This window comes from Nocardia sp. CS682 (assembly GCF_004634405.1).
Classification (GTDB): Bacteria; Actinomycetota; Actinomycetes; order Mycobacteriales; family Mycobacteriaceae; genus Nocardia; species Nocardia ninae.
Genome location: NZ_CP029710.1, coordinates 7,222,184 through 7,246,043, shown reverse-complemented (window position 1 = coordinate 7,246,043; position 23,860 = coordinate 7,222,184). Strand labels below are relative to the sequence as shown.

Below are 23,860 nucleotides of genomic sequence, written 5' to 3'. Positions count from 1 at the left end.
TCGCCCTCACGAAACAGCAGCACGTATCGGGATTCGCGCGAACCCCGGTACGTGCTGCGCGACTCGTGTGTATGGGTTACTTGACCGTGTAGATCCAGATCAGTGCGTTGCTGAGCTCGCCGTTGGCGCTCCACTTGTACTGACGGGCCAGTCCGGCACCGTCGTAGCTACGCACGTACTCCAGCAGGTCAGGACGAGTTACCTTGCCCGCGTCGATACCCTTGGCCAGGATGGTGGCCAGGTCGTAGGCCTCGACCGAGTAGACACCCGAGGGCTGCTTGTTGAAGGCCTGGTAGTCCTTCTCGAACTTCTCCGGAGCCGGACCACACGGGCAGGTCAGCGTCGCGCCCTTGGCCGCGCTGCCCGCCTGGGACAGGAACTGCGGGTCGTTGGTGCCGTCCGGGGCGACGAAGACGCCCTTGAAGCCACCCGACTTCAGCTGCTGCGCCAGCGGCGCACCCTCGGCGTAGTAGCCGGCGAAGAAGACGGCGTCCGCGTTCGCACCGGCGACCTTGGTGACCGTGGCGGAGAAGTCCTTGTCACCGGTCTTGATGCTGGACGAGCAGCTGGCGTCGGCCGCGGCACCGAGACCGTCGGTGATGCTCTTGGCCAGGCCGGTGCCGTAGTCGCTGTTGTCCTGCACGACGCAGACCTTCTTGTAGCCCGCGGTGCCGGTCAGGTACTTCGCCACCGAAGGGCCCTGCACGTCGTCATGGGCCAGGCCGCGGAAGAAGCTGGTCCAGCCGTTCTGGGTCAGCGTGGCATTGGTGGCCGAGGAGGTCAGCGAGGCCAGGCCGGCGTCGCTGAGGATCTTGCCGGTCGCCTTGGTCTCACCGGAGAACGTCGGGCCGAGCAGGGCGACGATCGACTTGTCGTTCACGATCTGCGGGATGACCTGGGTGGCCTTCTGCGGATCGCCCTCGGTGTCGAACGACTTCAACGTGATCTGGCAGCCGGGGTTGGCCTTGTTGTGCTGATCGAGCGCCAGCTTCGCGCCCATGTCGATGTTGATCCCGAGCGCAGCATTCGGGCCCGTCAACGCGCCGGCAAAGGCGATGCTGGTCGGGGCGCAGGTCGCCTTGCCGTCGCCGGCGGGGTCGGCGGCCTTGGACGCGTCAGCCTTCGCAACTTCCTTGCCGTTGATGTCTACCTGCACTACCGGCTGGATGGACAGCCCGGCTGCGCCGCTGGTACCGGACGAATCCGTACCGTTGCTGCTGGTCGATTTGTCACTACAACCGGTCAGCACCAGCGCGGCGGCAGCGCCGATAGCCAAAACACCTCGCGTCGTACGACTGTGCCATGTCGAACTAAGCACGTTTCACCTCTAAGTCCTGTGCTCCCCCGGGATCACCGAGGAGGCCGACCACGTCAGCCCGGTCAGAACTTAGCGTTCATACGTTAGTTCCGCATCACATTCGGATCATGAACGCGACATCGTGTCGAATTTTTGTTCACGATCGCGTTTCGCACGCGTAAAATTCACACCCGGCGACGACCGAGGTCACTTGGGAGCGAGGTTCTCCAGCACGACCTCCGCGACAGCCTTCATCGTAGTCCGGCGATCCATTGCGGTCCGCTGAATCCACTTGAACGCCTGCGGCTCGGAAAGACCTTGGGTCTGCATCAGCACGCCCTTGGCCCGCTCCACCAGCTTGCGCGTCTCCAGCCGGTCGGACAGGTTCGCCACCTCGCCCTCCAGCGCGGTGATCTCGTGGAAGCGGCTCGCCGCCAGCTCGATCGCCGGCACCAGATCCGACTTGGTGAACGGCTTCACCAGATAGGCCATCGCGCCCGCGTCACGCGCCCGCTCGACCAGGTCGCGCTGACTGAACGCGGTCAGAATCACCACCGGCGCAACACGTTTCGACGCGATCTCGGCCGCCGCATCGATGCCGTCCCTGCGCGGCATCTTCACATCCATGATCACCAGATCCGGTCGATGCTCCACGGCGAGATCCACCGCCTGCTGACCGTCGCCGGCCTCACCGACCACCAGATAACCCTCTTCGGTCAGCATCTCCACCAGATCCATGCGGATGAGCGCCTCGTCCTCGGCGACGACAACCCGCTTCGCCCCCGCGTCGCGCTTCGTGCCTGCGCCCCCTGCTGCTGTGCTCATAGGTAGACCCCTCTGGTTCAGATGCCTGCTCCGACACGCCGAAGGTTGGACGTTGGTCCAACTACCCGACCATCGACCTCACCACCGCGCTATCGAGTGATGTAAAGAGTACCTTTCACTTCGGCATAGAACTCATATACCCAGGGCAAACCGCCCGGCCGCGGGCCGACGACCAACCAGTTAGGTCCAAGCCCACCCCACCCGCTATCATTTTCTCCCGGTGCGCCGGGTTGGCGGAACTGGCAGACGCGACGGTCTCAAAAACCGTTGTCCGAAAGGACGTGTGGGTTCGAGTCCCACACTCGGCACTCGACACTGGGACACCCTTGTCCGCGGGATGCGCGGACTTGGGTGTCTCGTCGTCACACTGGGGGCGCAGCCCCCAGACCCCGCTCGGCGGGGCTTCGCCCCCCGAACCCCCTTCCAGTGGTGGCGTGGGTTGGGATGGTCGCGATCGATTGCTCACCTCTTTGCGCACGGTTTGTAAAACTAGTACAGCGCCTTTGACGCCATCGGATTGTTCCAGCCTGGAGATCCGCACAGGAATACCTGGAAGTTCAACGGCGCGTTGCCCCATCGGTTTCGCATTTGATTCGCTGGGAAGTCGCGTGCTGCTGGGGGCGACCAGTACAATCGAGTCGTCACGTAAGTGATGCTGGGCGGTGGGACGCCAGTTGCACGACGCCCCATCTGGTGGGTTACCTAGCCCGCATCCAGCGGACCAAGACGAGTGCTCCGGCGATACGGCAGATCCGATCAAGATGGTGCCGTAATCGACCGGAGCCTCTCGCTTTTTCCGGCGATGTTTCGCCATTCCCCACCACCTCCTCCCTGGGCGCGATGTCTGGACCGTGTCCATCGCCCCTCGGGAAGAGGTGTCACCACTCTATGTCAGGCAAAGACCAGAAACGTTGACACACAGGCGATTCCACACCGAATCAGCGTGCGTTCGCACCCTTTGTGGGTGCAGACTGGAACTACACAATCTTTAGCAGCGCGAGTGGCTCGGTTGCAGTGGGGAATGGCCGGATCGGTTTCGCATTTAGTTCGCTGCGAAGTCGCGTGCTGCTGGGGGCGACCAGTACAATCGAGTCGTCACGTGAGTGATGCTGGACGGTGGGACGCCGGTGGTGCGACGCACCACCTGTGGGGTTTACCTAGCCCGCAACCAGCGGACCAGTACGAGCGCTCCGGCGATCACGGCAGCTCCTGTCAAGATGATGCCGTAATCGACCGGAGCCTCTCGCTTTTTCCGGCGATGTTTCGCCATTCCCACCACCTCCTCCCTGGGCGCGATGTCTGGACCGTGTCCATCGCCCCTCGGGAAGAGGTGTCACCACTTTATGTCAGGTGATGACCAGAATTGTTGTCTCACAGGCGATTACACACCTAATCCGCGCGCGTTCGCACCCTTCGAGGGTGCAGACCGAAACCTCACACCCCATCTGTGAGCCCTACGCCCTATATGTGGGTGAATGACAAGGGGTGTGCGCACCACGACTGGAGGGGAACATTCGGGTCCGATTGCCCGACAAGGGTTTACCCGAGTGGTGCTGGGGGAGGGATCGGAGGCACTCGGCGGCCTCCAGCAGGCGGTCGCGCGCCGTCATCCTTCAGCGGAGTCGGCTACCTGTGGTGGTGTCGCCAGAGGTAGGAGTGAGCGGATTGGTTGCGATGGAGGGTAGCCCTCTTGTGCTGGGGGTTTGCAAGCTCGAAGCATTGCGTGCGCGTTCCTCACCGCAGGGGTGTAGTGGTGCGTATTGGAACGCCCGAGTGCGCTCACCCCTCGCGAATCCCGGGAGAAAAGAAGGGGTAGCTGGCGGATCTCCACCACGGTTGAAGCTTGAAACTTATACTGACGCACAGCAGATCGGATGCAACTCGTACCAACATGATCGGTGGTGCTGCCGGTCATTTCGCTGAGGAGTCGAAACACCATGTCCGATGACCACATCCCCACGATCCGGACCGATATCCCGCATTCCGCACGAATCTGGAACTACTGGATGGGCGGCAAGGACAACTACGAAATCGATCAGATCGTCGGGGATGCCAGCCTCGAGGTGGACCCGGACATCCGCACTATGGCGGTGCAGTCGCGGCAGTTCCTGATCCGCGCGGTGAGCCACCTCGCCCGGGAGGAAGGTATTCGCCAGTTCCTGGACATCGGCACCGGCTTGCCCACCATGCAGAACACGCATGAGGTCGCGCAGGCGATCGCGCCGGAGTCGAAAGTCGTGTACGTGGACAACGATCCACTGGTCCTCGCGCACGCCCGCGCGCTACTCAACAGCACCACGAACGAAGGCGTCACCACTTACATCGACTCGGATTACCACTACCCGGAGCAGATCGTCGCGGACGCGCGCAACGTGCTGAACTTCGACGAACCGATCGGCGTCATGTTCATGGGCGTGCTCGGCCACGCCAAGAGCTACGACGAGATGCTGCGCATCGTGCGCACCGTGATGGGCGAGGTGCGGCCGGGCAGCTACCTGGTGCTGTGGGACGGCACCGACGACAGCCAGGCCTACGTCACGCTGTGCGAGAACTACACGAACAGCGGCGGCGTGCCCTATGTGCCCCGCCCCCAGGCGCAGATCCGCGCCGCTTTCGACGGCCTGGAGCTGATCGAGCCCGGTTTCGTCTCGATCACCCAGTGGCGGCCCCCGGCGACCGAAGTGGGCGAGGCACAGCCCATTTCCGCGTACGGCGGAGTCGCACGCAAGCCCTGATACTGGAGAACAGCGGCGCCCCCGGTGCGTGGACCGGGGGCGCTTACAACATCGAACCGTTCGGGCGCCCATCTCGTATTCACCCGTAGAGTAGGGCACAACGACGCCCAAATCAGCGGAGGTTGCGATGCGGGTGAACAGAACGACTGTCGATCTGAGCGAATACCCAGATCTGGTGGTCATCTACCTCGGGATGCGGGTGCACAAGCCGCGCGGCATCCTGCGTCTGCTCGGCCTGGGGCCGAAACTCTATCGCTCGCACCAGGATCGGCCGGACGGGCTGCTCTCGCACGAGGACGTGATCTGGTCGCTGTTCCCGCCGCACTGGGGCGCCCGGCAGTACTGGCGCGACCTGGACAGCCTGGAACGCTGGACCAGGTCGGCTCCGCACCGGGACTGGTGGCAGAAGTTTCTGCAGGACGCCGGCGGCACCGGGTTCTGGCACGAGGCGTACTTCATGCGGGGCGGCATCGACGCGATGTACGGCGACATGCACACCCCGACCGGCATGGCACGGTTCGCGCCGGTGGTCGCCTCGCGCGGGCGGATGTTCTCCACCAGGGGCCGGGTGCGGGACGAGCCGGCCAAGGTCGCGCCGGTGGTCGACGAAAAGAGTTACTACAGCGGCGAACCCGAGTAGTTCGTATCACAAGCTAATCACAACGCTATGTTTCGATGATCCCATCATGGGGTAAGTGCACAGGGACACACCTGAACATGATCAACGGCAAATGCGACGCACACCTCATCCCGGGAACTTGTGCGCCGTTCCTCGTGTACGGCAACCGACCTGCAGATGAATATTGCTCCAGAGCGCACGTTTCGGAGGTTTTCGGACATCGACGGCGTTATCGAACGTTTACCGTATTCCTATGCACGTCCTGTTCGTCTGCAACGGCAATGTTTGCCGTTCTGTGATTGCCGAGCGCCTGACCCGCGCTATCGCGGTCGAACACGCCCTGCCGAACCTGACCGCGGAGAGCGCGGGCACCCGGGCACTCGTGGGCTTCCCGGTCGAACCACTTGCCGCGCAAGCCATCGAAGGCCTCGGCGGCGACGCGAGCAACTTCAAGGCCAGGCGGCTCAAGGACGAGATGGTGGACAACGCCGACCTGGTGCTCACCATGACCCAGCAGATCCGCGACACGGTGAGCGAGATGGGGTTCGGGGTGGCCTGCCGCACCTTCACCCTGCTGGAAGCGCACCGGATCGCCCACGTCACCGGCGCCCGCTCCATCGCCGCACTGCACGAGTCCCGCAACGACCTGTCGATCGTCGGCCGGGAGAACATCACCGACCCGATCGGACTGTCCGAGCAGGCGTACTGCGACGTGGGCGACCGGATCGCCGAAGCACTGGTCCCGCTGTTGCTCGCATTGGCCCCGCACGAGCAGACCAGGCCCGTCGCCGACGAGCAGCGCGGGTTGATCATCGAACCGGACGCCAACCCGCCGCTGGCGACTTTCCTGGCCGCGCACCGCGTCAGGTAGTCTTCCGGCTCAGCGAATATCACCCCTTCGACACAGCAATGCAGGGCTGCTATGTCCATTTCCGCGCCGGAAGTATTACACTCCCGCGGACAACAACTTTCCGCCGTTGCTGGTTCGACACACGACAGGAATAGACATGCCGAAACGCATTTCGGATGTTTCGCTCCATGTGTATGTGACACCGGAAACCCTCGAACGAGTCGTCGAGACCGTGCGCGAGGTGGTGGATGACCACCTGCAGGACCGCGACATGTTCGCGTGGCGCTTCACGCTGCCGGTGGATACCGACGATCCGACCCACGTGACGCTCGAAACCCAGTGGCGGATGGAGCATCCCGGCGACGAACCGGGCGACCGCGGCACCTACGAGATCGCGCTCAGCCTGGTCGGTGCACCCACCGTGCTCACCGACGCCGACGTGGCCCGCCTGGAACAGCAACTGCTGCACGGGATCTACGGTGTCGCCCGCACCGAGCCGGGCCAGAACATCCCGTTCTCCATCCGCGCCATGCAGCGGGCCGATCTGGACCTCGACGTCGAGCGCGAACGGATCTGACGCGAGACCCCCGAAACGACTGCGCCGCACCAACTTCCCGGCCGGGAAGCGGATGCGGCGATAGTCAGCGAACAGTGAACCTACCGCGCGGCGTTGGCCCCCCGCGCCGGGAAGTGCCGAATCAGCCCCTCCTGCACCGTGGTAGCCAGCAACTCCCCGCTGCGCGAGAAGAAGCGGCCGGTGGCCAGACCACGCGAGCCCGAGGCAACCGGGGACTCGGTGGCGTAGAGCGCCCACTCGTCGAACCGGAACGGCCGGTGGAACCAGATCGAGTGGTTCACCGTCGCCGCCACGATCCGGTCCAGTCCCCAGGACAGTCCGTGCGTGGTGATGATCGAATCCAGCACCGTGGTATCGGACGAATAGCCAAGCGTCGCAACGTGAAGCAGTGGGTCGTCGGGCAGTCGCCCGTCCGTGCGCATCCACACTCGGTTGTGGTTGAGCCGCTCCCCCGTGCCCTTCAGGATCCAGGCCGGGTCGTTGGTGTAGCGCATGTCGATCGGGTGCGGCGCCTTGATGAACATCTCCAGCTTGTCTTCCAAGCCGACGAAGGTCTCCTCGATGCGCGGCAGCGTGTCCGGGTCGGGCACGTCGGGCAGCGGATGCCCGTGCTCGAGGCCCTTGTTCCAGTCCTGGAACGCCGCGAGCATCACGAACAGCTCCTGGTCGTCCTGGAGGGCGGTGACGGTGCGGTTGGCGAACGCGCGGCCATCGCGGTGCCGGTCCACCCGGTACTCGATCGGCTTCTTCGGGTCGCCGCCGCGCACGAAATGCGCGTTGATCGCGTGCACCGGACGGTCACCGACCGTGCGGCCCGCCGCGATGATCGCCTGCGCGACGAGCTGGCCGCCGAACGTGCGGCTCCACACCTTCTCCGGATGCTGACCGACGAACACGTCCTCGTCCATCTGCTCCAAATCGAGCAGACCGAGCAAAACGTCGAGATCAGACTTCCCGGCCGCCGACGAATCGACGACCGACCCTCCAAGGGAACTATTCACTATTAATGATCCTCCTCACCGATGCGATGCACGTGGATCAGGTTGGTAGAACCGACCGTACCCGGCGGGGAGCCGGCCACGATTACCACGAGGTCACCCTTTTGGTATCGCTCCATGGACAGCAGTGCTACATCGACCTGGTGGATCATAGCGTCGGTGGTGTCCACCATCGGCACGATGAAGGTCTCGGTGCCCCAGGTCAGCGCGAGCTGACTGCGCACCTCCGGCAGCGGAGTGAACGCCAGCAACGGCAGCGGGGTGTGCAGCCGAGCCAGGCGGCGCACCGTGTCACCGGACTGGGTGAACGCCACCAGTGCCTTGGCGTTGAGCCGCTCGCCGATGTCGCGGGCGGCGTAGGAGATGACACCGCGCTTGGTGCGCGGCACGTGGGTCAGCGGGGGCACCCTGGTCGATTCGGTCTCGACCGCATGCACGATGCGCGCCATGGTGCGCACCGTCTCGATCGGCCAGGCGCCGACCGAGGTCTCACCGGAGAGCATCACCGCGTCGGCGCCGTCGAGCACCGCGTTGGCGACATCGGAGGCCTCGGCCCTGGTCGGGCGCGAGTTCTCGATCATCGACTCCAGCATCTGGGTCGCCACGATCACCGGCTTGGCGTTCTCGCGCGCCATCTGGATGGCCCGCTTCTGCACCAGCGGCACCTGCTCCAGCGGGAGCTCGACGCCGAGGTCACCGCGGGCCACCATGACCGCGTCGAACGCGAGCACGATGGCTTCCAGGTTGTCGATGGCCTCGGGCTTCTCCAGCTTGGCGATCACCGGCACCCGGCGCCCGACCCGGTCCATGATGTCGTGCACCAGCTCGACGTCGGCCGGGGACCGCACGAACGACAACGCGATGAAGTCCACGCCGAGCTTCAGCGCGAATTCCAGGTCCTCGATGTCCTTCTCCGACAGCGCGGGCACCGAGACATCCATGCCCGGCAGCGAAACGCCCTTGTTGTTGGAGACCGGTCCGCCCTCGGTCACCCGGCAGACGACGTCGTTGCCGTCTACCCGGATGACGGTGAGCCCGACCTTGCCGTCGTCGACGAGCAGCCGGTCGCCCGCCTTCGCGTCCTGCGCGAGTTCCTTGTATGTGGTCGAAACACGGTCGTGGGTGCCGTCGACCTCGTCGACGGTGATCCTGACCTCTTCACCCGTCGCCCAGACGGTCTTGCCCTCGATGAATCGGCCGAGTCGGATCTTCGGTCCCTGCAGGTCGGCCAGGATGCCGACCGCTCTGCCGAGGTGGTCGGAGGCCGCCCGCACCTTCTTGTAGTTCTCAGCGTGATCCGCGTGTTCGCCGTGACTGAAGTTCAGTCGAGCCACGTCCATGCCGCTCTCGACGAGTTCGCGGATACGGTCCTCGGTGGCAGTAGCCGGGCCGAGCGTGCACACAATCTTCGTCCGTCGCATCACGGGTAGAGCCTAGTCCCGACCAGTACCCGGGGCCCGCTGTGCCCCAGGTGAAAGCTGGGTAAAAAAATGAACGTTTACTTGGTGAAACCTCCAAGCGTTACGCATTGCGCAACATGCCTGGCCAGCGTCGCGGGGTCGGACCAGCGGCGCAGAAATGTTACTCGCTGGTAGTTAGCTGCCGCGTCGAAATCGGGTCTCGGTCGGCCGGATCGATCAGGTCGCCACGTGCCGGGCCAGGCGCGTCTCCAACCGCGTCTGGCCGAAGCCGAGGAACAGGCAGATGACCCAGTAGTAGATGGCCGCGACGCCGTAGAGCGCGAAGAAGTCGAAGGTCGGCGCCGCCGCTATCTGCGCGACGCGCAACAGTTCGGTCACCAGGATGGTCGAGGCCAGCGAGGTGTCCTTCACCAGCGAGATCAACGTGTTGGACAGCGGCGGGACCGCGATCCGCGAGGCCTGCGGCAAGATGATCAGCCCCATCATCTGCGGATACCGCAGGCCGAGCGCCTGCGAGGCCTCCCACTGCCCCTTCGCCACGCTGAGGATGGACGCCCGCACGATCTCGGCCGCGTACCCGCCGACGTTGAGGCTGAACGCGATCACCGCCGCCGGGAACGGATCGATCACGAGGCCGAACTGCGGCATCGCGTAGAACACGATGAACAGCTGCACCAGCAGCGGCGTGCCCCGAATGATCGAGATGTAGAACCGGGCGGCCGCCGACAGCGGCCATATCGGTGACATCCGGGCCAGCGCCACGAACACCGCGATCACCAGGCCGATGACGAAGCTGATCGCGGTGAGCGGAAGTGTCTTCTCGACGGTGGCCTGCAGCATCGGCCACAGGTTGTGCCAGATCAGTTCCCGAGTAGCGGCATCCATGGAGAGCGTCGGCTACTTGCTGACGTCGGTGCCGAAGTACTTGTCCGAGATCTTGGCCAGTGTGCCGTCGGCCCGCAGCTCGTTGAGCGCCCGGTCGACATCGGCGATCACCGCGTCGCCCTTACGGGCCGCGAACGCCTGCTTGCTGGTCTCGCCGGTCTTCCCGGAGACCTTCACACCGGTGTCGCCGGTCTTCTTGGTGTACTCGGCGACCGCGAGGCTGTCGTTGACGGTCGCGTCGACACGGCCGTTCTTCAGCAGCTGGATGGCCTGCACGAAACCTTCGACGGCCTCGACCTTCGCGCCCGCACCGGTGGCGACCTTGCCCCAGTTGCTGGTGGCGGACTGGGCGCAGGTCTTGCCGTTCAGGTCGGCGAGGGTGGTGATGGCGTTGTTGTCCGCGCGGGTGACGATCACGCCGTCGGAGGTGGTGTAGGGGCTCGACAGCGCGTACTTGTTCGTGCGCTCGTCGTTGATCGTCACCTGGTTGGCGACCAGGTCGAAGCGCTTGGACTCGAGGCCGGCGAAGATCGCGTCCCACGGCGTCAGCACGAACTCGACCTTCTTGCCGAGCTTGTCGCCGACCGCCTGGATCACCTCGATGTCATAACCGGTGATCTTGCCGTCGGTGCCCTGGAAGCTGAACGGGGAGTAGGTGCCTTCGGTGCCGACCTTCAACACGTTCGCATCGCTGCTGCTACTGCAGGCGGTGAGCCCGGTGGCGGCGACGATGGCGAGCATGGCGGCGGCGAACAGCTTGCGACGCACGGGTTCCCTCTCTTCGGTGTATGGACATCCCACACACAACACGCAAATCCGGCTCATGCTACGCCGGGACTTCTGCGAAGGACCCTATCTCGATCATGGTGCGCGAAAGGGTTGTACTCGCGGAAACAACCGGCGCGTCGAATGGCTGCGCCCCCATTTTTCGGGGCGTTGACCTGCCGGATTGCCGAGCCAGGAACGCCGAACGGGCACCGCCGAATCGGCGATGCCCGTCGTCTCGATATCGCGACTCACTCGCGCAGCGGACGACCCTCGCTGTCGGGCACCTTGCCGGTCAGCATCAGGATGCCGTCGATGATCGTCCAGATCGCGCCGATACCGCAGGTCAGCCAGAAGACCGCGATCTGCGCGATGGCGATGCCGGTGTAGCCGGTGTAGAAACGGCCGACACCGAACGCGCCGAGGAAGATCTGCAGCAGGCCCGCGACGAGCTTCTGCTTGTCCGAGAAAGGGACGCCGAACTGATCGCGGCCGTAAGGCGCTTCCGGGTCGTTCGGGTTGTAGCCCTGAGGGCCGTACTGGGGCGCGTAACCGCCCGGCTGCTGGCCGTAGGGGTTGGGCTGGCCGTACTGCGGCTGGGCGTACGGGTCGGCGGGCGGCTGGCCGTACTGCGGCTGCGCGTAGGGGTCGGACTGCTGGGCGTCGAACTGTGGGAGCGCCGCGGTGTCCTGCGGCTTGTTGAGATCCGGCCCTGTCCCGGGCGGACCGTACTGCGGTCCACCGAATCCTGGGTTGTTCTGCTGGTAGGGGTCGGTCACCAATGTCCTCCTCATTCGTGCGGGGCACCCACTGCCCGGCATTGATCGATCTGCCGAGCGGGAAGATGCTCGCGACGATCACGAGACATTCTGGTTGGACCGGAGTGTTTTGTCGCCCCGTAGCTCTCGGCACTCGCCCGGGTTATCCGCTGCGGACGCGGCGCTGTTATCGAACGGCGGAAAATTCGGAGCAACCCGAATGGGGGCCATGGGCGGTGCCGCCGCGTAGTCGACGACGGCACCGTCATATTCAGGGCTTGTCGGGATCCGCTACTTTTTTGGACGCAGTGGTGGTCGCGTCCGAGTCGACGCCGGTTGCCGTGTCGGCGGAGGTGTCGGCAGCGTCCCCCTCCACGGCGTCGTCCTTCTCCACGGCAGCGTCCTTCTCGACGGCGTCGGCTGTTTCGCTCGACTCCGTCTCGATGTTGTCCGTCGCGGTCGCACCGTCGGTTTCCGCCGAATCCTTCTCCAGCACAACCGTGTCCGATCCCGCGGACGACGCACCTGCCGCTCGCAACGCACCGATCTGCCACGGCCACGGACGGCGTTCCGTCGACGGTTGCAATTGTTCGGGAGCCTCGCGGCCCTTGGTCGCGAACACGAAATAGGCGATGGCCGCGAGGAATACGATCGCGGAGGTGAACGAGTTGATGCGGATTCCGGCGAGCTTGGTGGCCTCGTCGTCGCGCATCAGCTCGACGAAGAAGCGGCCGAAGCTGTAACCGGCGACGTACAGCGCGAACAGGCGTCCGTGCCCGATCCGGTAGCGCTTGTCCAGCTGCACGAGCAGCACCACGATCAGCACGTTCCAGATCAGCTCGTACAGGAACGTGGGGTGCACGACCTTGTCGACGACGCCGTTGGAGACGCCGTTCATCGCGTCCGGCTTCAGGTTGTCGTCGTAGCGGAAGTAGATCTCCAGGCCCCACGGCAGGTCGGTGGTGCGACCGTACAGCTCCTGGTTGAAGTAGTTGCCGAGGCGGCCGATCGCCTGCGCCAGCAGGATCGGCGGCGCGATCGCATCGCCCAACGCGGGCAACGGGATTCGGTACACCCGGCAGCCGATCCAGGCGCCGACGCCGCCGAGCAGCACCGCGCCCCAGATGCCGAGGCCACCGTTCCAGATCTCCAGCGCGGCTTTGGGGTCACCATCGGGGCCGAAGTACTTCTGCCAGTCGGTGGCGACGTGATACAGCCGACCGCCGACCAGACCGAACGGCACCGCGAACATCGCGACGTCCAGGATCGCGCCCTGTTGGCCGCCGCGGTCGCGCCAGCGCCGTTCGCCCCACCAGATGGCGACGACGATGCCGAGGATGATGCACAGCGCGTAGGCCCGCAACGGGAATGGACCGATGTGCCACACGCCCTGCGGGGGGCTGGGTATGTACGCCAGGACTTGTAAGGTCACGGGGCCACCGTAGCGGAGAACCGCGGCGACGCAGGAACCACCGCACCGTGGCGGTCACCGTACAGCGTAGGAATCACCGCCGACGGTGGCCGTACTTACGAGGCGACGGTCGCCGAACGCACGCCCTCGGCCAGTTCGGCGGTGAGCGCGCGGACCGCGTCCAGGCTCTCGCCCGCGGCGGTGACCAACGCCGAGCCCACGATGACTCCGTCTGCGTAGGAAGCGATTTCGGCCGCCTGCGCGCCCGAGCGGACGCCGAGACCGACGCCGATCGGGATGTCGGAATGCGCCCGGATGCGCGCGCACAATGCGGGCGCGGCCGAGGACACCACATCGCGGGCGCCGGTGACGCCCATGGTCGAGGCCGCGTACACGAAGCCACGCGACGCTTCCAGAGTCTTGACCAGACGCTCCTCGGTGGAGGACGGCGCGACCAGGAAGATGCGATCGAGGTTGTGCGTGGACGAGGCGACGAACCAGTCGTCGGCCTCCTCCGGAATGAGGTTCGGCGTGATGATTCCGGCGCCACCCGCCGCGGCGAGATCGCGCGCGAAGTTGTCGACGCCGTACTTCAGCACCGGGTTCCAGTAGCTCATGACCACGGCCTGGCCGCCCGCCGAGGTGATCGCCTCGACCACGGAGAACACGTCGCGCACCCGCACGCCGCCGCGCAACGCCTGATCGGCGGCGGCCTGGATGGTCGGGCCGTCCATCACCGGATCGGAGTAGGCGACGCCGACTTCGACGATGTCGCAACCGGATTCGACCATGGCACGGCAGACCTCGATGGAACCGGCCAGATCGGGGTAGCCCGCGGGCAGGTAGCCGATGAGCGCGGCACGACCCTCACCACGCGTCGCGGCAAAGGTATTGGCGAGACGGGACTGCTGACTCACTTTTGCTCGTCCTTCTCGTCGATCAACCCGAACCAGCGCGCCGCCGTATCCATGTCCTTGTCACCGCGACCGGACAGGTTCACCAGGATGATCGAGCCGGGGCCGAGCTCCTTGCCCAGTTGCAGCGCGCCCGCGACGGCGTGTGCGGACTCGATCGCCGGGATGATGCCCTCGCTGCGGCTGAGCAGCAGCAGGGCGTCCATCGCCTCGGTGTCGGTGATGGGGCGGTATTCGGCGCGGCCGATGTCCTTGAGCAGCGCGTGCTCGGGGCCGACGCCCGGGTAGTCCAGACCCGCGGAGATAGAGTGCGAGTCGATGGTCTGACCGTCCTCGTCCTGCAGCAGGTACGAGTAGGCGCCCTGGAACGCGCCGGGCGTGCCGCCGGTGAAAGTGGCCGCGTGCCTGCCGGTTTCGACGCCGTCACCGGCCGCCTCGTAGCCGACCAGCCGGACGTCGGGGTCGTCGAGGAAGGCGTGGAAGATGCCGATGGCGTTGGAGCCGCCGCCCACGCAGGCCACGACCGCATCGGGCAGTTGCCCGGTGGACTCCTGCACCTGCACCCTGGCCTCCAGGCCGATGACCCGCTGGAAGTCGCGCACCAGCATGGGGAACGGGTGCGGGCCGGCGGCGGTGCCGAAGCAGTAGTAGGTGTCGTCGGCGTTGCTGACCCAGTCGCGCAGCGCCTCGTTGATCGCGTCCTTGAGCGTCTGCGAACCGGTGGTCACCGAGACGACCTCGGCGCCGAGCAGCCGCATCCGCGCCACGTTCAGCGCCTGCCGGGCGGTGTCGACGGCGCCCATGTAGACGACGCAGTCCAGGCCGAGCAGCGCGCAGGCGGTCGCGGTGGCGACGCCGTGCTGACCGGCGCCGGTCTCCGCGATGACGCGGGTCTTGCCCATCCGCTTGGCGAGCAGCGCCTGGCCGAGCACATTGTTGATCTTGTGAGAACCGGTGTGGTTCAGGTCTTCCCGCTTGAGCAGGATGCGCGCGCCGCCCGCGTGCTCGGCGAGCCTGGTGCACTCGAACACCGGCGACGGGCGTCCGGTGTAGTCGCGCTGCAACCGGTCCAGTTCGTTGAGGAAGTCCGGGTCGAGCCGGGACTTCTCATACATCGCGGTGACGTCCTCGATGACCGACATGAGCGCCTCGGGGACGTGCCTGCCGCCGTAGACGCCGAAGTGGCCGCCGGTATCGGGTTCGTGCGCGCTGCGGTGTGCGACGCCGTCGCTGGCCTTGGGTAGCTCTGTCACTCCGGTCACCGGCCCCGCCGCGCCGGCTTCGGGCAGGACGGGTGGGTACCCGCGGTCACCAGCTCGGACACGGCCGCGCGGGGATCGCCGCTGGTCACCAAGCCTTCGCCGACGAGAACGGCGTCCGCGCCCGCGCCGGCGTAGGCGAGCAGATCGGCCGTGCCGCGGATGCCGGATTCGGCGATCCGGATGACCTCGGTCGGCAGACCGGGTGCGATCCGGGCGAACACGTCCCGGTCGACTTCCAGGGTCTTGAGATTGCGAGCGTTCACGCCGATCACCGAGGCGCCTGCCTCGAGCGCGCGATCCGCCTCTTCCTCGGTGTGCACCTCGACCAGCGCGGTCATGCCGAGCGATTCGGTGCGGTCGATGAGCGAGGACAGCACGTCCTGCTCGAGCGCCGCGACGATCAGCAGGATCACGTCGGCGCCGTGCGCGCGGGCCTCGTGGATCTGGTACGGCCCGACGACGAAGTCCTTGCGCAGGATCGGGATGTTCACGGTGGCGCGCACCGCGTCCAGGTCTTCCAGCGACCCGTGGAAGCGCCGGCCCTCGGTGAGCACGCTGATGATCCGCGCGCCGCCGTCCTCGTACGCCTTGGCCAGGCTGGCCGGGTCGGGGATGTCGGCGAGTTCGCCCTTGGAGGGGCTGGCCCGCTTCACCTCGGCGATGACGCCGATGCCGTCTTCGAGCAGGGCCGCGCGTGCGTCGAGTGGGCTTGCCGCCGCCGCGGCGGCCGCCTTGATCGCCTGGAAGTCGAGGAGGGCTTCCCGAGCGGCCACATCCGCGCGGACCCCGTCGAGAATCGAGTCGAGTACCGTCATCTGGCTCGAATCCTTTCTGGGGAGACGGACTTGCTGCCTGAGAATCCCCCAGGCGCTGTCTCACCGATGCTGACAAAGAATAAATGGGCGTACCGGCCGCGTTTGCGCCGGGGCTTGTTGTGGACCAGGCAACCAGTCCGCGCACAAGGTGTGAACCGCCACAGTCGGCACGCGCGAATCGCTCAGCGGACACGTCCGCCTGCCTCGCCCTGGTCCGGATCGTCGGTGCGCCCACCAGAGTTCGCGGTGTCTTCGGTCGGGTCGGCGCCCGCGTCCAACGCGTCCCACAGCACGCGTTCGGACAACTGGTGCTGTTCGGCGCCTGCCGCGGCGTCGGTGCGCTGCTTGCTCACCTGTTCGGTGGCGTCGGCGCGGCGGAAGGCCGGGTTGTCGTACTTGCCGGACAGGCGGGCGGTGTCCTGCGGCATCCGGGTGAGCAAGCCGCCCGCCGCGAACGCCGCCAGCGCGCCGAGCAGGGCCAGCACGGCCGGCAGCAGCGACGTGGTCGCCTCCCCCACCTGCGCTCTCGCAGGGAGCTCGGCCAGCTTGGCGGCGCGTTCGGCGATCTTGCCGGAGTTGGTGAGCAGGGCGAAGGCCGGGACCGCGGCCACCGCCGCGACGAGTGCGATCAGCACGCCGAGGGTGCGGCGCAGCCAGCCACGCGTGGCCAGTACCGCGGCGATGGAGGCCAGCAGCACCAGGGCCAGCGGGGTGAGCGCGCCGAACCAGACGCCGCCGTTGAGGCGGTCGGTGCGCGGTTCGGTGAGGCCGTCGGAGGAGGTGACGGTCACCCAGGTCATGCGCGAGGAGCCCCAGAGCGCGACGGCCGCGAAGGCGAGCAGGACGAGGGGGCCGATCGGGGATTTGCGCCGCGTTCCGGGGGTGCCCTCCGTCTCGGCACCGGCGGTCGCCGGGGTGACGAGGTCGGGGTCGGGCACCGATCCGTCAGGTCCACCGTCGCCGACTGCCCCGGCACTGCGGGGAACGCCGGGATCGCGGCGCGCCGTTTCGGCAGGCGGTCCCGACCCGGTCCCGGTACCGGCGGGATCGGAGGTGCGCGCCGAGTCGGTGCCGCCGCCGGATTCGGCTGCCGTCATGCGTCCGCGCCGTTCGTCGCGCCGTACGCGCGGACCGTTTTCGCCGCGGCGATCGCCTTGAGTACCGCCATCGCCTTGTTGCGCGCCTCGACGTCCTCGTACTCGGCGACCGAGTCGGCGACGATGCCCGCGCCCGCCTGGACGTAGGCGGTGCCGTCCTTGAGCAACGCGGTGCGGATGGCGATCGCGGTGTCCGCGTCGCCCGCGAAGTCGAGGTAGCCGACGACGCCGCCGTAGACGCCGCGGCGGGTGGGTTCGAGTTCCTCGATGAGCTCCATCGCGCGTACTTTCGGCGCACCGGACAGCGTGCCCGCCGGGAAGCAGGCGTTCACCGCGTCGAGCGCGATCTTGCCCGCGGCGAGCCGGCCCGACACCGTCGAAACGAGGTGCATCACATGGCTGTAGCGCTCGATGTGCCGGTACTCGGTGACCCGCACCGTGCCCGGCTGGCAGACCCGCCCGAGGTCGTTGCGGCCCAGGTCGACGAGCATCAGGTGCTCGGCGTTCTCCTTCTCGTCGGCCAGCAGGCCCTTCTCCAGCAGCAGGTCGTCCTCTTCGGTGGCGCCGCGCCACCGGGTGCCCGCGATCGGATGGGTGGTCGCCACCCCCTCCTTCACGGTGACCAGCGATTCCGGGCTGGATCCGACGATGGAGAACGCGGTGCCGCCGTCGCCGTCGGGCACGTGCAGCAGGTACATGTACGGGCTCGGGTTCGACGCGCGCAACATCCGGTACAGGTCCAGTGGCGCGCCGTCGTAATCCATTTCGAAGCGCTGCGAGAGCACCACCTGGAACGCCTCGCCCGCCTCGATCTCCTTGACCAGGCGGCGCACGCCCGCGCCGAACTCCTCGGTGGTGCGCCGGCGCCGGAACTCCGGCTCCGGCCGATCGAAGACCGACACGGTGGACGGCGCGGGGGCACCGAGCGCCTCGGTCATCCGGTCCAGCCGGGCGACCGCGTCGTCGTAGGCCTCGTCGACCCGCTCGGCGGTGCCGTTCCAGTTGACGGCGTTGGCGATCAGCGTGATCGCGCCTTCGTGGTGGTCGAACGCGGCGAGGTCGGTGGCGAGCAGCAGCACCATTTCCGGCAGTTGCAGATCGTCGAGCGCCAGGTTCGGCAGCCGTTCGATCCGGCGGACCGCGTCGTAGCCGAGGTAGCCGACCATGCCGCTGGTCAGCGGGGGCAGGCCGGGCAGTCGCTCGGTCTGCAGCAGTTCGAGGGTTTCGCGCAGCGCGACCAGCGGATCGCCGCCCGAGGGCGCGTCCACCGGGATGTTGCCCAACCAGGCCGCTTCGCCGTCGACCACCGTCAAGGCCGACGGGCTGCCCGCGCCGATGAACGACCAGCGCGACCACGATCGCCCGTTCTCCGCCGACTCGAACAGGAACGTTCCCGCCCGGTCGTCGGCCAGTTTGCGGTAGGCGGAGAGCGGAGTTTCGGAGTCCGCCAACACCTTTCGGGTCACCGGTACCACTCGATGTTCCGCGGCCAGCTGGTGAAACTGTTCGCGGGTCGTGGTGGTGGGAGTCGACGCGCCTTGCATGGTCACATCATCCCAGGCCACACCGACAGCCCATGCGGCGCACCCCGGGCGGCTGCGCCAAGACCGGCTTCGACCACCACGAACACCTCCGGCCCGGACGGCCCAAACCACATCCACCACACCAGTAACAAACTCGACCGCCCGGTTCTCATGCCCCCGATCGGCGTGTGACGGGCGTCTCTACACTCGCTCCGTTCCATCTCGCACGCGGTATCCCATGATCGAGAGGAGACAACTGATGTACCCCTCGCAACCGGAGGGCAGGCACGCCGCCCCGGGCGGTGCGCCGAGCCAGCCCCCACGGATGGTCGGTCTGCAGTCGAAGACAGGCCCCCAGGGTGCCCCGAATGCACTAGCCACCTTCGTCACCTACGCGAAGGCGCTCGAATCCCTGGACAAGAACCATTTTCCGGACGAGTACGCCACGCACGCCGACCGCATCAAGGAACTGAGGCCGTTCCTGCGCGCGCACGGCATTCTCGACGTCATGCAGATCAAGAACCCCGAAGTGGCGGCCCTGCTCGGCGTGTAGGGCGCAGCCGCGTAGTCCGTCAGCAGGTCAGCTCTGGCCACAGCGAAGGCGGGAGTGCGCAATTGAGCCGCAACGGTGCGGTACCGGGTGCGACATGTGCCCGGTACTGTCCCTTTCTATGCAGACAGGACAGCTCGCTCCCCAGTTCGAGCTCCCCGATCAATCAGGCACGCCCCGTTCGCTCGACGCGTTGCTCGCGGACGGTCCGCTGGTCCTGTTCTTCTACCCCGCCGCGAACACGCCGGTGTGCACGGCCGAGGCCTGTCACTTCCGGGACGTGGCCGCCGATTTCGCCGCGCTCGGCGCCTCGTGCGCGGGCATCAGCGCCGATGGCGTCGACACTCAGGCCGGTTTCGCCGACACGCAGCGCCTCGGCTACCCCCTGCTCTCCGATCCCGACGGCACGGTCGCCGCGCAATTCGGCGTGAAGCGCGGGCTGCTCGGCAAGCTGGCGCCGGTGAAGCGCCAGACCTTCGTCATCGATCAGGAACGCACCGTCCGCAAGATCATCACCGGCGAGCTGCGGGCCAACGTGCACGCCGACGAGGCGCTGAAATTCCTGCGCGAGCGCGCGAGCTAGTTTCCGGCCACCGGGACGTCCGCAGGCCGAAACGCCGAGGCGAACAGCCCGTTTCCGCACACATCCGGCTTACGCTGGCCCCATGACTGCGACCGACGGACAGCTGCAGCAGAAATCGACCGGGCCGGCCTGGAAGACATGGGCCGTCGGCGGGCTTGCGGTTCTCGCCCTTTTGTTCATCGCCTACTTCATCCTGTCCGCCTTCATCCCACGCTGGTGGGCGCAGCGGATCGCGGAGATGGTCAACGGCAGCTTCAGCAAGGGCATCGGCTGGGGGCTGGTCTTCGGCGGCGTGTGCACGGTCGTCCCGCTGTTCCTGCTGCTGTTCGCGGTGCGGGTGTGGCGGCGCAGGGGTGGCCGGTTCATGGCAGGCGTGGCGGTCGTCCTCGCGGTGCTCGTCGCGATTCCCAATCTGATGACGCTGACCATCGTGCTCGGCGGCAGCAATGCCGCGCATGCCGGACAGCGCATTCTCGACGTCGACGCACCCGCCTTCCGCGGTGCCACGGTGGCCGGTGCGATCGCCGCGGCCGCGGTCTTCCTCGCGGCGCTGTTCCTGGTCGTCACCCGCTGGTGGCGGCGCAGGCATCCGAAGCGGCAGACCGCTCCAGCAACCCCTGCGGACACCACCATGACGCGGCCCGACGGTTTGTGAGTGAGCTCACGCTCCTTAGCAACTTCATGACGGGCGAGCGAAGTCGTGGCAAACTCAGAGTCACGGGTGACTGTGAACATGCTTTTCAATAATCGGTAGGCTTACTAACAAAACCACGTCACTTGGCTTGAAAGAAGGCACACAGTGACGAAGTGGCTCGACCCGGTTGAACAACGAGCATGGCGCGCGATTGTTGCGCTGATGACCCGCCTACCAGGCGCTTTGGATACCCAGCTGCAGCGCGAATCCGGGGTCACCCATTTCGAGTATTGGGTTTTGACCCTGTTGTCCGAGGAACCGGGCCATCGGCTGCAGATGAGTGACCTCGCCCACAAGGCAAATGCATCGCTATCACGGCTTTCACACGTCGTGTCGAAGCTGGAACGGATGGGCTGGGCGGAGCGCTCCGCTACCGCCGGGCGCCGAGGCGTGCAGGCGGTACTGACAGACGACGGCTACCACAAGGTCATCGAGGCGGCGCCCGGTTATCTGGACGCGGTGCGCCACCTGGTGTTCGACGGGCTCGAGCCCGAACAGACGGCCCAGCTGGCGGAATTGAGCGAGCTGCTCGCCGATCACCTCACCGATGCGTTGAGTCGATCCCCCGGGTCCGGGCAGGAAGATCGGTCCGCGGAGACCTAGTCAGGCCGGTTCGGCGAGCAGCACGTCGGAGTCGAAGCAGGTGTGTGTTCCGGTGTGGCAGGCCGCGCCCTCCTGGTCGACGACCAAGAGGATCGTGTCGCCATCACAGTCGAGCCGGACCTCGTGCACGTATTGGGTGTGACCGGAGGTCTCCCCCTTGACCCAGTACTGCTGGCGCGAGCGCGAGTAGTAGGTCGCCTTGCGCGTTTCCAAGGTGCGGGCCAGCGCCTCGTCGTCCATCCACGCGACCATCAGCACGTCACCGGTGCCGCGTTCCTGCGCGACGGCGGCGACCAGGCCCGCGTCGTTGCGCTTGAGGCGGGCGGCGATGGTGGGGTCGAGAGTCATGGCACCGTTATAACAGTCGGACATCGGCGTTACGCAGGGCGGCCACGGTGTCGCTGTCGGATTCGTCGAGTGCGGCGGTCAGCGTGTTGCGGTAGGTGTCCCCGGCGGACCGGAGCCGTTCGCGCCCTTTGTCGGTGATCACCGTGTAGACACCGCGCCGATCATCCGGGCACAGGTCTCGATAGGCCAGCCCGGCGGCGTCGAGCCTGCCGACCAGCCTGGTCACCGAACTCTGATTCAAGCCGAGCCGCGCGGACAGATCCTGCATCCGCAGTTCGCCGTCGGGCGCCTCGGCCAGGAAGCCGAGGGCCCGGAACTCCGAGAGTCCGAGGCCGTGCCCACGCTGCACCGCCGCCGCCAACCGACCCTCCACCTGGGCGTGCAGGGCGATCAACCGGTTCCACATCTGCTCGTCGTGCGCACTGTTCGACACCACTTATGTGTACATGCATGCTCCTGCATGCGCAAAGAAGGGTGCCGGGCACTGCGAGATCACCGCTCAGCGGCGCGATTCAGTTCGCCGAGTAGTTGCCAGGTGCGCTGCTGATCGGCGGGCGTGGTGAGGTCGGTTTGGGCGAAGACCACGTCGGTGGCGCCCGCCTCGAAGTACTCGGCGACACGGTCGGCGACGATTTGTTCGTCGCCGATGACGACGAGCTCCGCGGCGCGAGAAACCCCGGACAGCTCGATGATTCGGCGGTAGGAGGGAATGTCGTTGTAGAAGGCGGACTGCACCTCGGCTTCCGCGCGTGCGCCGTCGACGTCGTCGGTGACGACACCGGGGACCATGGCGACGATGCGCGGCGCGGGCCGGCCCGCCCGCTCGGCGGCCTTGGTGAGGGGTGCCACGATGTGGTCCGCCAGCGCCTTCGGCCCGACCAGGAACGGTAGTGCGCCGTCGGCGAGTTCGCCGGTGACGCGCAGCGCCTGCGGACCCATCGCGGCGACCAGCACCGGCACCGTCGGCTGCGCGCCCGCGACCGCGGTGGGCAGCGGCGCGACCGCGGTGAGCGTCTCGCCGTGGAAATCCACTGTACCGCTGCCGAGTACGTCGTGCAGCGCGGTCAGGAACTCACGCAGCCGGGCGATCGGCCGGTCGTAGGTGACGCCGAAGGCCGGCTCGGTGAACGCCTGCGTGCCGAGGGCAAGCCCGAGGGTGAACCTGCCGTGGGTCGCGGCCTGCGCGGTCTGCGCCTGGCCGCCGATCAGCAGCGGATGGCGGGCCGAGATCGGTATCGCCGAGGTCCCGACGGCCAACTCGGGCACCTCCCGCCCGACCACCGCGGACAGCACGACGCTGTCGTGACTGAACGTCTGCCCGAACCACAGCGAACTCAACCCGGCCGCGGCTGCTTGCCGGCCTGCGGCCACCGCAGCGTCCACCACATTGTCGGTCGCGTCGAGACTGAAGGGCGACAGCGAGATTCCGATGCTCATCCCCGGTGCAACATCGGTCGCCACGGCACTGATTCCGACACGGTAAATCCGCCACCGCGACCGGCCGAGCGGGTATCGCGGCGGCGTGGGCCGTGCTGGTGCGACTGCGAGCCGACGACTAGCGGACGACGATGTCCGCCGCGCGCATCGAGTCCTTGACCTGGCCGATGGTCAGCTCACCGAAGTGGAAGACGCTGGCCGCGAGCACCGCGTCGGCGCCCGCTTGGACGGCGGGCGCGAAGTGTTCGACGGCGCCCGCGCCGCCGCTGGCGATGACGGGGACCGAGACCGCGGCGCGGACGGCACGGATCATGGCGAGGTCGAAGCCCGCCTTGGTGCCGTCGGCGTCCATCGAGTTGAGCAGGATCTCGCCGACGCCCAATTCGGCTCCGCGCGTTGCCCATTCGACGGCGTCCAGCCCGGTGCCGCGTTTGCCGCCGTGGGTGGTGACCTCCCAGCCGGACGGGGTGGCGGGTTGCCCGGCCGGAACCGTGCGGGCGTCCACGGACAGCACGATGCACTGCGAGCCGAACCGCTCCGACATCTCGCGCAGCACCTCGGGGCGCGCGATGGCGGCGGTGTTCACCGACACCTTGTCCGCGCCCGCGCGCAGCAGCCGGTCGACGTCCTCGACGGTGCGCACTCCGCCGCCGACGGTGAGCGGGATGAAGATCTGCTCGGCCGTGCGGGTGACCACGTCGATCATGGTGCCGCGATCGCCGGTGGAGGCGGTGACGTCCAGGAAGGTCAGCTCGTCGGCACCCTGCGCGTCATAGGTCGCGGCCAGTTCGACGGGATCGCCTGCGTCACGCAGGTTTTCGAAGTTGACGCCCTTGACCACCCGGCCGGCGTCGACGTCCAGACACGGAATCACGCGTACCGCCAACGTCATC

At 66.8% G+C, this 23,860-nt stretch carries 25 protein-coding genes and 1 tRNA gene; 9 read left to right on the top strand and 17 right to left on the bottom strand.

Annotation, left to right across the window (positions count from 1 at the left end):
- Positions 1-76: 76 nt before the first annotated feature.
- Both DMB37_RS32825 and DMB37_RS32820 read right to left on the bottom strand, forming a co-directional pair.
- Entirely contained in the window at positions 77-1,276 is a 1,200-nt protein-coding gene (locus DMB37_RS32825; protein ID WP_135235984.1) for a branched-chain amino acid ABC transporter substrate-binding protein, read from the bottom strand.
- A gap of 228 nt (positions 1,277-1,504) precedes the next feature.
- Positions 1,505-2,122: an ANTAR domain-containing response regulator gene (locus DMB37_RS32820; RefSeq protein WP_014983319.1), complete on the bottom strand. Its 618-nt coding sequence runs from the start codon at positions 2,120-2,122 to the stop codon at positions 1,505-1,507.
- Positions 2,123-2,346: 224 nt separating this feature from the next.
- Here DMB37_RS32820 and DMB37_RS32815 point away from each other — a divergent pair.
- The 5 genes from DMB37_RS32815 (at position 2,347) to DMB37_RS32795 (ending at position 6,903) form a co-directional block, all read left to right on the top strand.
- Positions 2,347-2,430, top strand: a tRNA-Leu gene (locus tag DMB37_RS32815).
- A gap of 1,629 nt (positions 2,431-4,059) precedes the next feature.
- The gene (locus tag DMB37_RS32810) at positions 4,060-4,857 is read left to right on the top strand and encodes an SAM-dependent methyltransferase (protein ID WP_135235983.1); all 798 of its coding nucleotides are present in this window, start codon (positions 4,060-4,062) and stop codon (positions 4,855-4,857) included.
- A gap of 127 nt (positions 4,858-4,984) precedes the next feature.
- A complete protein-coding gene (locus tag DMB37_RS32805) occupies positions 4,985-5,497 on the top strand; it encodes a phenylacetaldoxime dehydratase family protein (RefSeq protein ID WP_135235982.1) in 513 nt (170 codons plus the stop codon).
- Positions 5,498-5,729: 232 nt separating this feature from the next.
- The gene (locus tag DMB37_RS32800; protein ID WP_135235981.1) at positions 5,730-6,347 is read left to right on the top strand and encodes a low molecular weight phosphatase family protein; all 618 of its coding nucleotides are present in this window, start codon (positions 5,730-5,732) and stop codon (positions 6,345-6,347) included.
- A gap of 136 nt (positions 6,348-6,483) precedes the next feature.
- On the top strand, positions 6,484-6,903 hold the full coding sequence (locus tag DMB37_RS32795; protein WP_135235980.1) for a hypothetical protein: 420 nt from the start codon (positions 6,484-6,486) through the stop codon (positions 6,901-6,903).
- An 80-nt stretch (positions 6,904-6,983) separates the two neighbouring features.
- Here DMB37_RS32795 and DMB37_RS32790 read toward each other — a convergent pair whose 3' ends face one another.
- From DMB37_RS32790 to DMB37_RS32740, 11 genes are all read right to left on the bottom strand, one after another.
- The gene (locus DMB37_RS32790; protein WP_240772607.1) at positions 6,984-7,811 is read right to left on the bottom strand and encodes an acyl-CoA thioesterase II; all 828 of its coding nucleotides are present in this window, start codon (positions 7,809-7,811) and stop codon (positions 6,984-6,986) included.
- A gap of 95 nt (positions 7,812-7,906) precedes the next feature.
- Complete coding sequence (pyk, locus tag DMB37_RS32785; RefSeq protein ID WP_186818892.1) at positions 7,907-9,325, bottom strand: pyruvate kinase; 1,419 nt, start codon at positions 9,323-9,325, stop codon at positions 7,907-7,909.
- 213 nt (positions 9,326-9,538) lie between these two features.
- Positions 9,539-10,207, bottom strand: coding sequence for an amino acid ABC transporter permease (locus tag DMB37_RS32780; protein WP_135235978.1), 669 nt, complete (start codon positions 10,205-10,207; stop codon positions 9,539-9,541).
- 12 nt (positions 10,208-10,219) lie between these two features.
- Positions 10,220-10,948, bottom strand: a complete 729-nt coding sequence (locus tag DMB37_RS32775; protein ID WP_370465432.1) for a transporter substrate-binding domain-containing protein — start codon at positions 10,946-10,948, stop codon at positions 10,220-10,222.
- 275 nt (positions 10,949-11,223) lie between these two features.
- On the bottom strand, positions 11,224-11,751 hold the full coding sequence (locus DMB37_RS32770; protein ID WP_135235976.1) for a TM2 domain-containing protein: 528 nt from the start codon (positions 11,749-11,751) through the stop codon (positions 11,224-11,226).
- A gap of 250 nt (positions 11,752-12,001) precedes the next feature.
- Positions 12,002-13,162 (bottom strand): prolipoprotein diacylglyceryl transferase, encoded by a 1,161-nt coding sequence (gene lgt, locus DMB37_RS32765; protein ID WP_135235975.1) that lies wholly within the window; start codon positions 13,160-13,162, stop codon positions 12,002-12,004.
- Between the two features lie 95 nt (positions 13,163-13,257).
- On the bottom strand, positions 13,258-14,058 hold the full coding sequence (trpA, locus tag DMB37_RS32760) for a tryptophan synthase subunit alpha (protein WP_135235974.1): 801 nt from the start codon (positions 14,056-14,058) through the stop codon (positions 13,258-13,260).
- Positions 14,055-15,317, bottom strand: a complete 1,263-nt coding sequence (trpB, locus tag DMB37_RS32755; RefSeq protein ID WP_135235973.1) for a tryptophan synthase subunit beta — start codon at positions 15,315-15,317, stop codon at positions 14,055-14,057. Before trpB ends, trpA begins: the two co-directional genes overlap by 4 nt.
- Positions 15,314-16,132 carry an indole-3-glycerol phosphate synthase TrpC gene (gene trpC, locus DMB37_RS32750; protein ID WP_107655248.1) on the bottom strand — a complete coding sequence of 273 codons (819 nt, stop codon included), beginning with the start codon at positions 16,130-16,132 and terminating at the stop codon, positions 15,314-15,316. Before trpC ends, trpB begins: the two co-directional genes overlap by 4 nt.
- Before the next feature lie 182 nt (positions 16,133-16,314).
- On the bottom strand, positions 16,315-17,070 hold the full coding sequence (locus DMB37_RS32745) for a TIGR02234 family membrane protein (protein WP_135237961.1): 756 nt from the start codon (positions 17,068-17,070) through the stop codon (positions 16,315-16,317).
- Positions 17,071-17,225: 155 nt separating this feature from the next.
- Entirely contained in the window at positions 17,226-18,773 is a 1,548-nt protein-coding gene (locus DMB37_RS32740) for an anthranilate synthase component I (protein ID WP_135237960.1), read from the bottom strand.
- Positions 18,774-19,011: 238 nt separating this feature from the next.
- Between DMB37_RS32740 and DMB37_RS32735 the strand changes: the two genes are divergently transcribed.
- The 4 genes from DMB37_RS32735 to DMB37_RS32720 all read left to right on the top strand — a co-directional run bounded on the left by DMB37_RS32735 (position 19,012) and on the right by DMB37_RS32720 (position 21,182).
- Positions 19,012-19,305: a hypothetical protein gene (locus tag DMB37_RS32735; protein WP_107655244.1), complete on the top strand. Its 294-nt coding sequence runs from the start codon at positions 19,012-19,014 to the stop codon at positions 19,303-19,305.
- Between the two features lie 118 nt (positions 19,306-19,423).
- On the top strand, positions 19,424-19,885 hold the full coding sequence (locus DMB37_RS32730) for a peroxiredoxin (protein ID WP_135235972.1): 462 nt from the start codon (positions 19,424-19,426) through the stop codon (positions 19,883-19,885).
- A gap of 82 nt (positions 19,886-19,967) precedes the next feature.
- Positions 19,968-20,540, top strand: a complete 573-nt coding sequence (locus tag DMB37_RS32725; protein WP_135235971.1) for a permease — start codon at positions 19,968-19,970, stop codon at positions 20,538-20,540.
- Positions 20,541-20,741: 201 nt separating this feature from the next.
- The gene (locus tag DMB37_RS32720) at positions 20,742-21,182 is read left to right on the top strand and encodes a MarR family winged helix-turn-helix transcriptional regulator (RefSeq protein WP_240771758.1); all 441 of its coding nucleotides are present in this window, start codon (positions 20,742-20,744) and stop codon (positions 21,180-21,182) included.
- Here DMB37_RS32720 and hisI read toward each other — a convergent pair whose 3' ends face one another.
- The 4 genes from hisI to hisF form a co-directional block, all read right to left on the bottom strand.
- A complete protein-coding gene (hisI, locus tag DMB37_RS32715; protein WP_135235969.1) occupies positions 21,183-21,530 on the bottom strand; it encodes a phosphoribosyl-AMP cyclohydrolase in 348 nt (115 codons plus the stop codon).
- 7 nt (positions 21,531-21,537) lie between these two features.
- Positions 21,538-21,963, bottom strand: a complete 426-nt coding sequence (locus tag DMB37_RS32710; RefSeq protein ID WP_206055052.1) for a MarR family winged helix-turn-helix transcriptional regulator — start codon at positions 21,961-21,963, stop codon at positions 21,538-21,540.
- Positions 21,964-22,022: 59 nt separating this feature from the next.
- Positions 22,023-22,967, bottom strand: a complete 945-nt coding sequence (locus tag DMB37_RS32705; protein WP_135237958.1) for a TIGR03564 family F420-dependent LLM class oxidoreductase — start codon at positions 22,965-22,967, stop codon at positions 22,023-22,025.
- Between the two features lie 118 nt (positions 22,968-23,085).
- On the bottom strand, positions 23,086-23,859 hold the full coding sequence (hisF, locus tag DMB37_RS32700) for an imidazole glycerol phosphate synthase subunit HisF (protein ID WP_135235968.1): 774 nt from the start codon (positions 23,857-23,859) through the stop codon (positions 23,086-23,088).
- Position 23,860 lies beyond the last annotated feature (1 nt).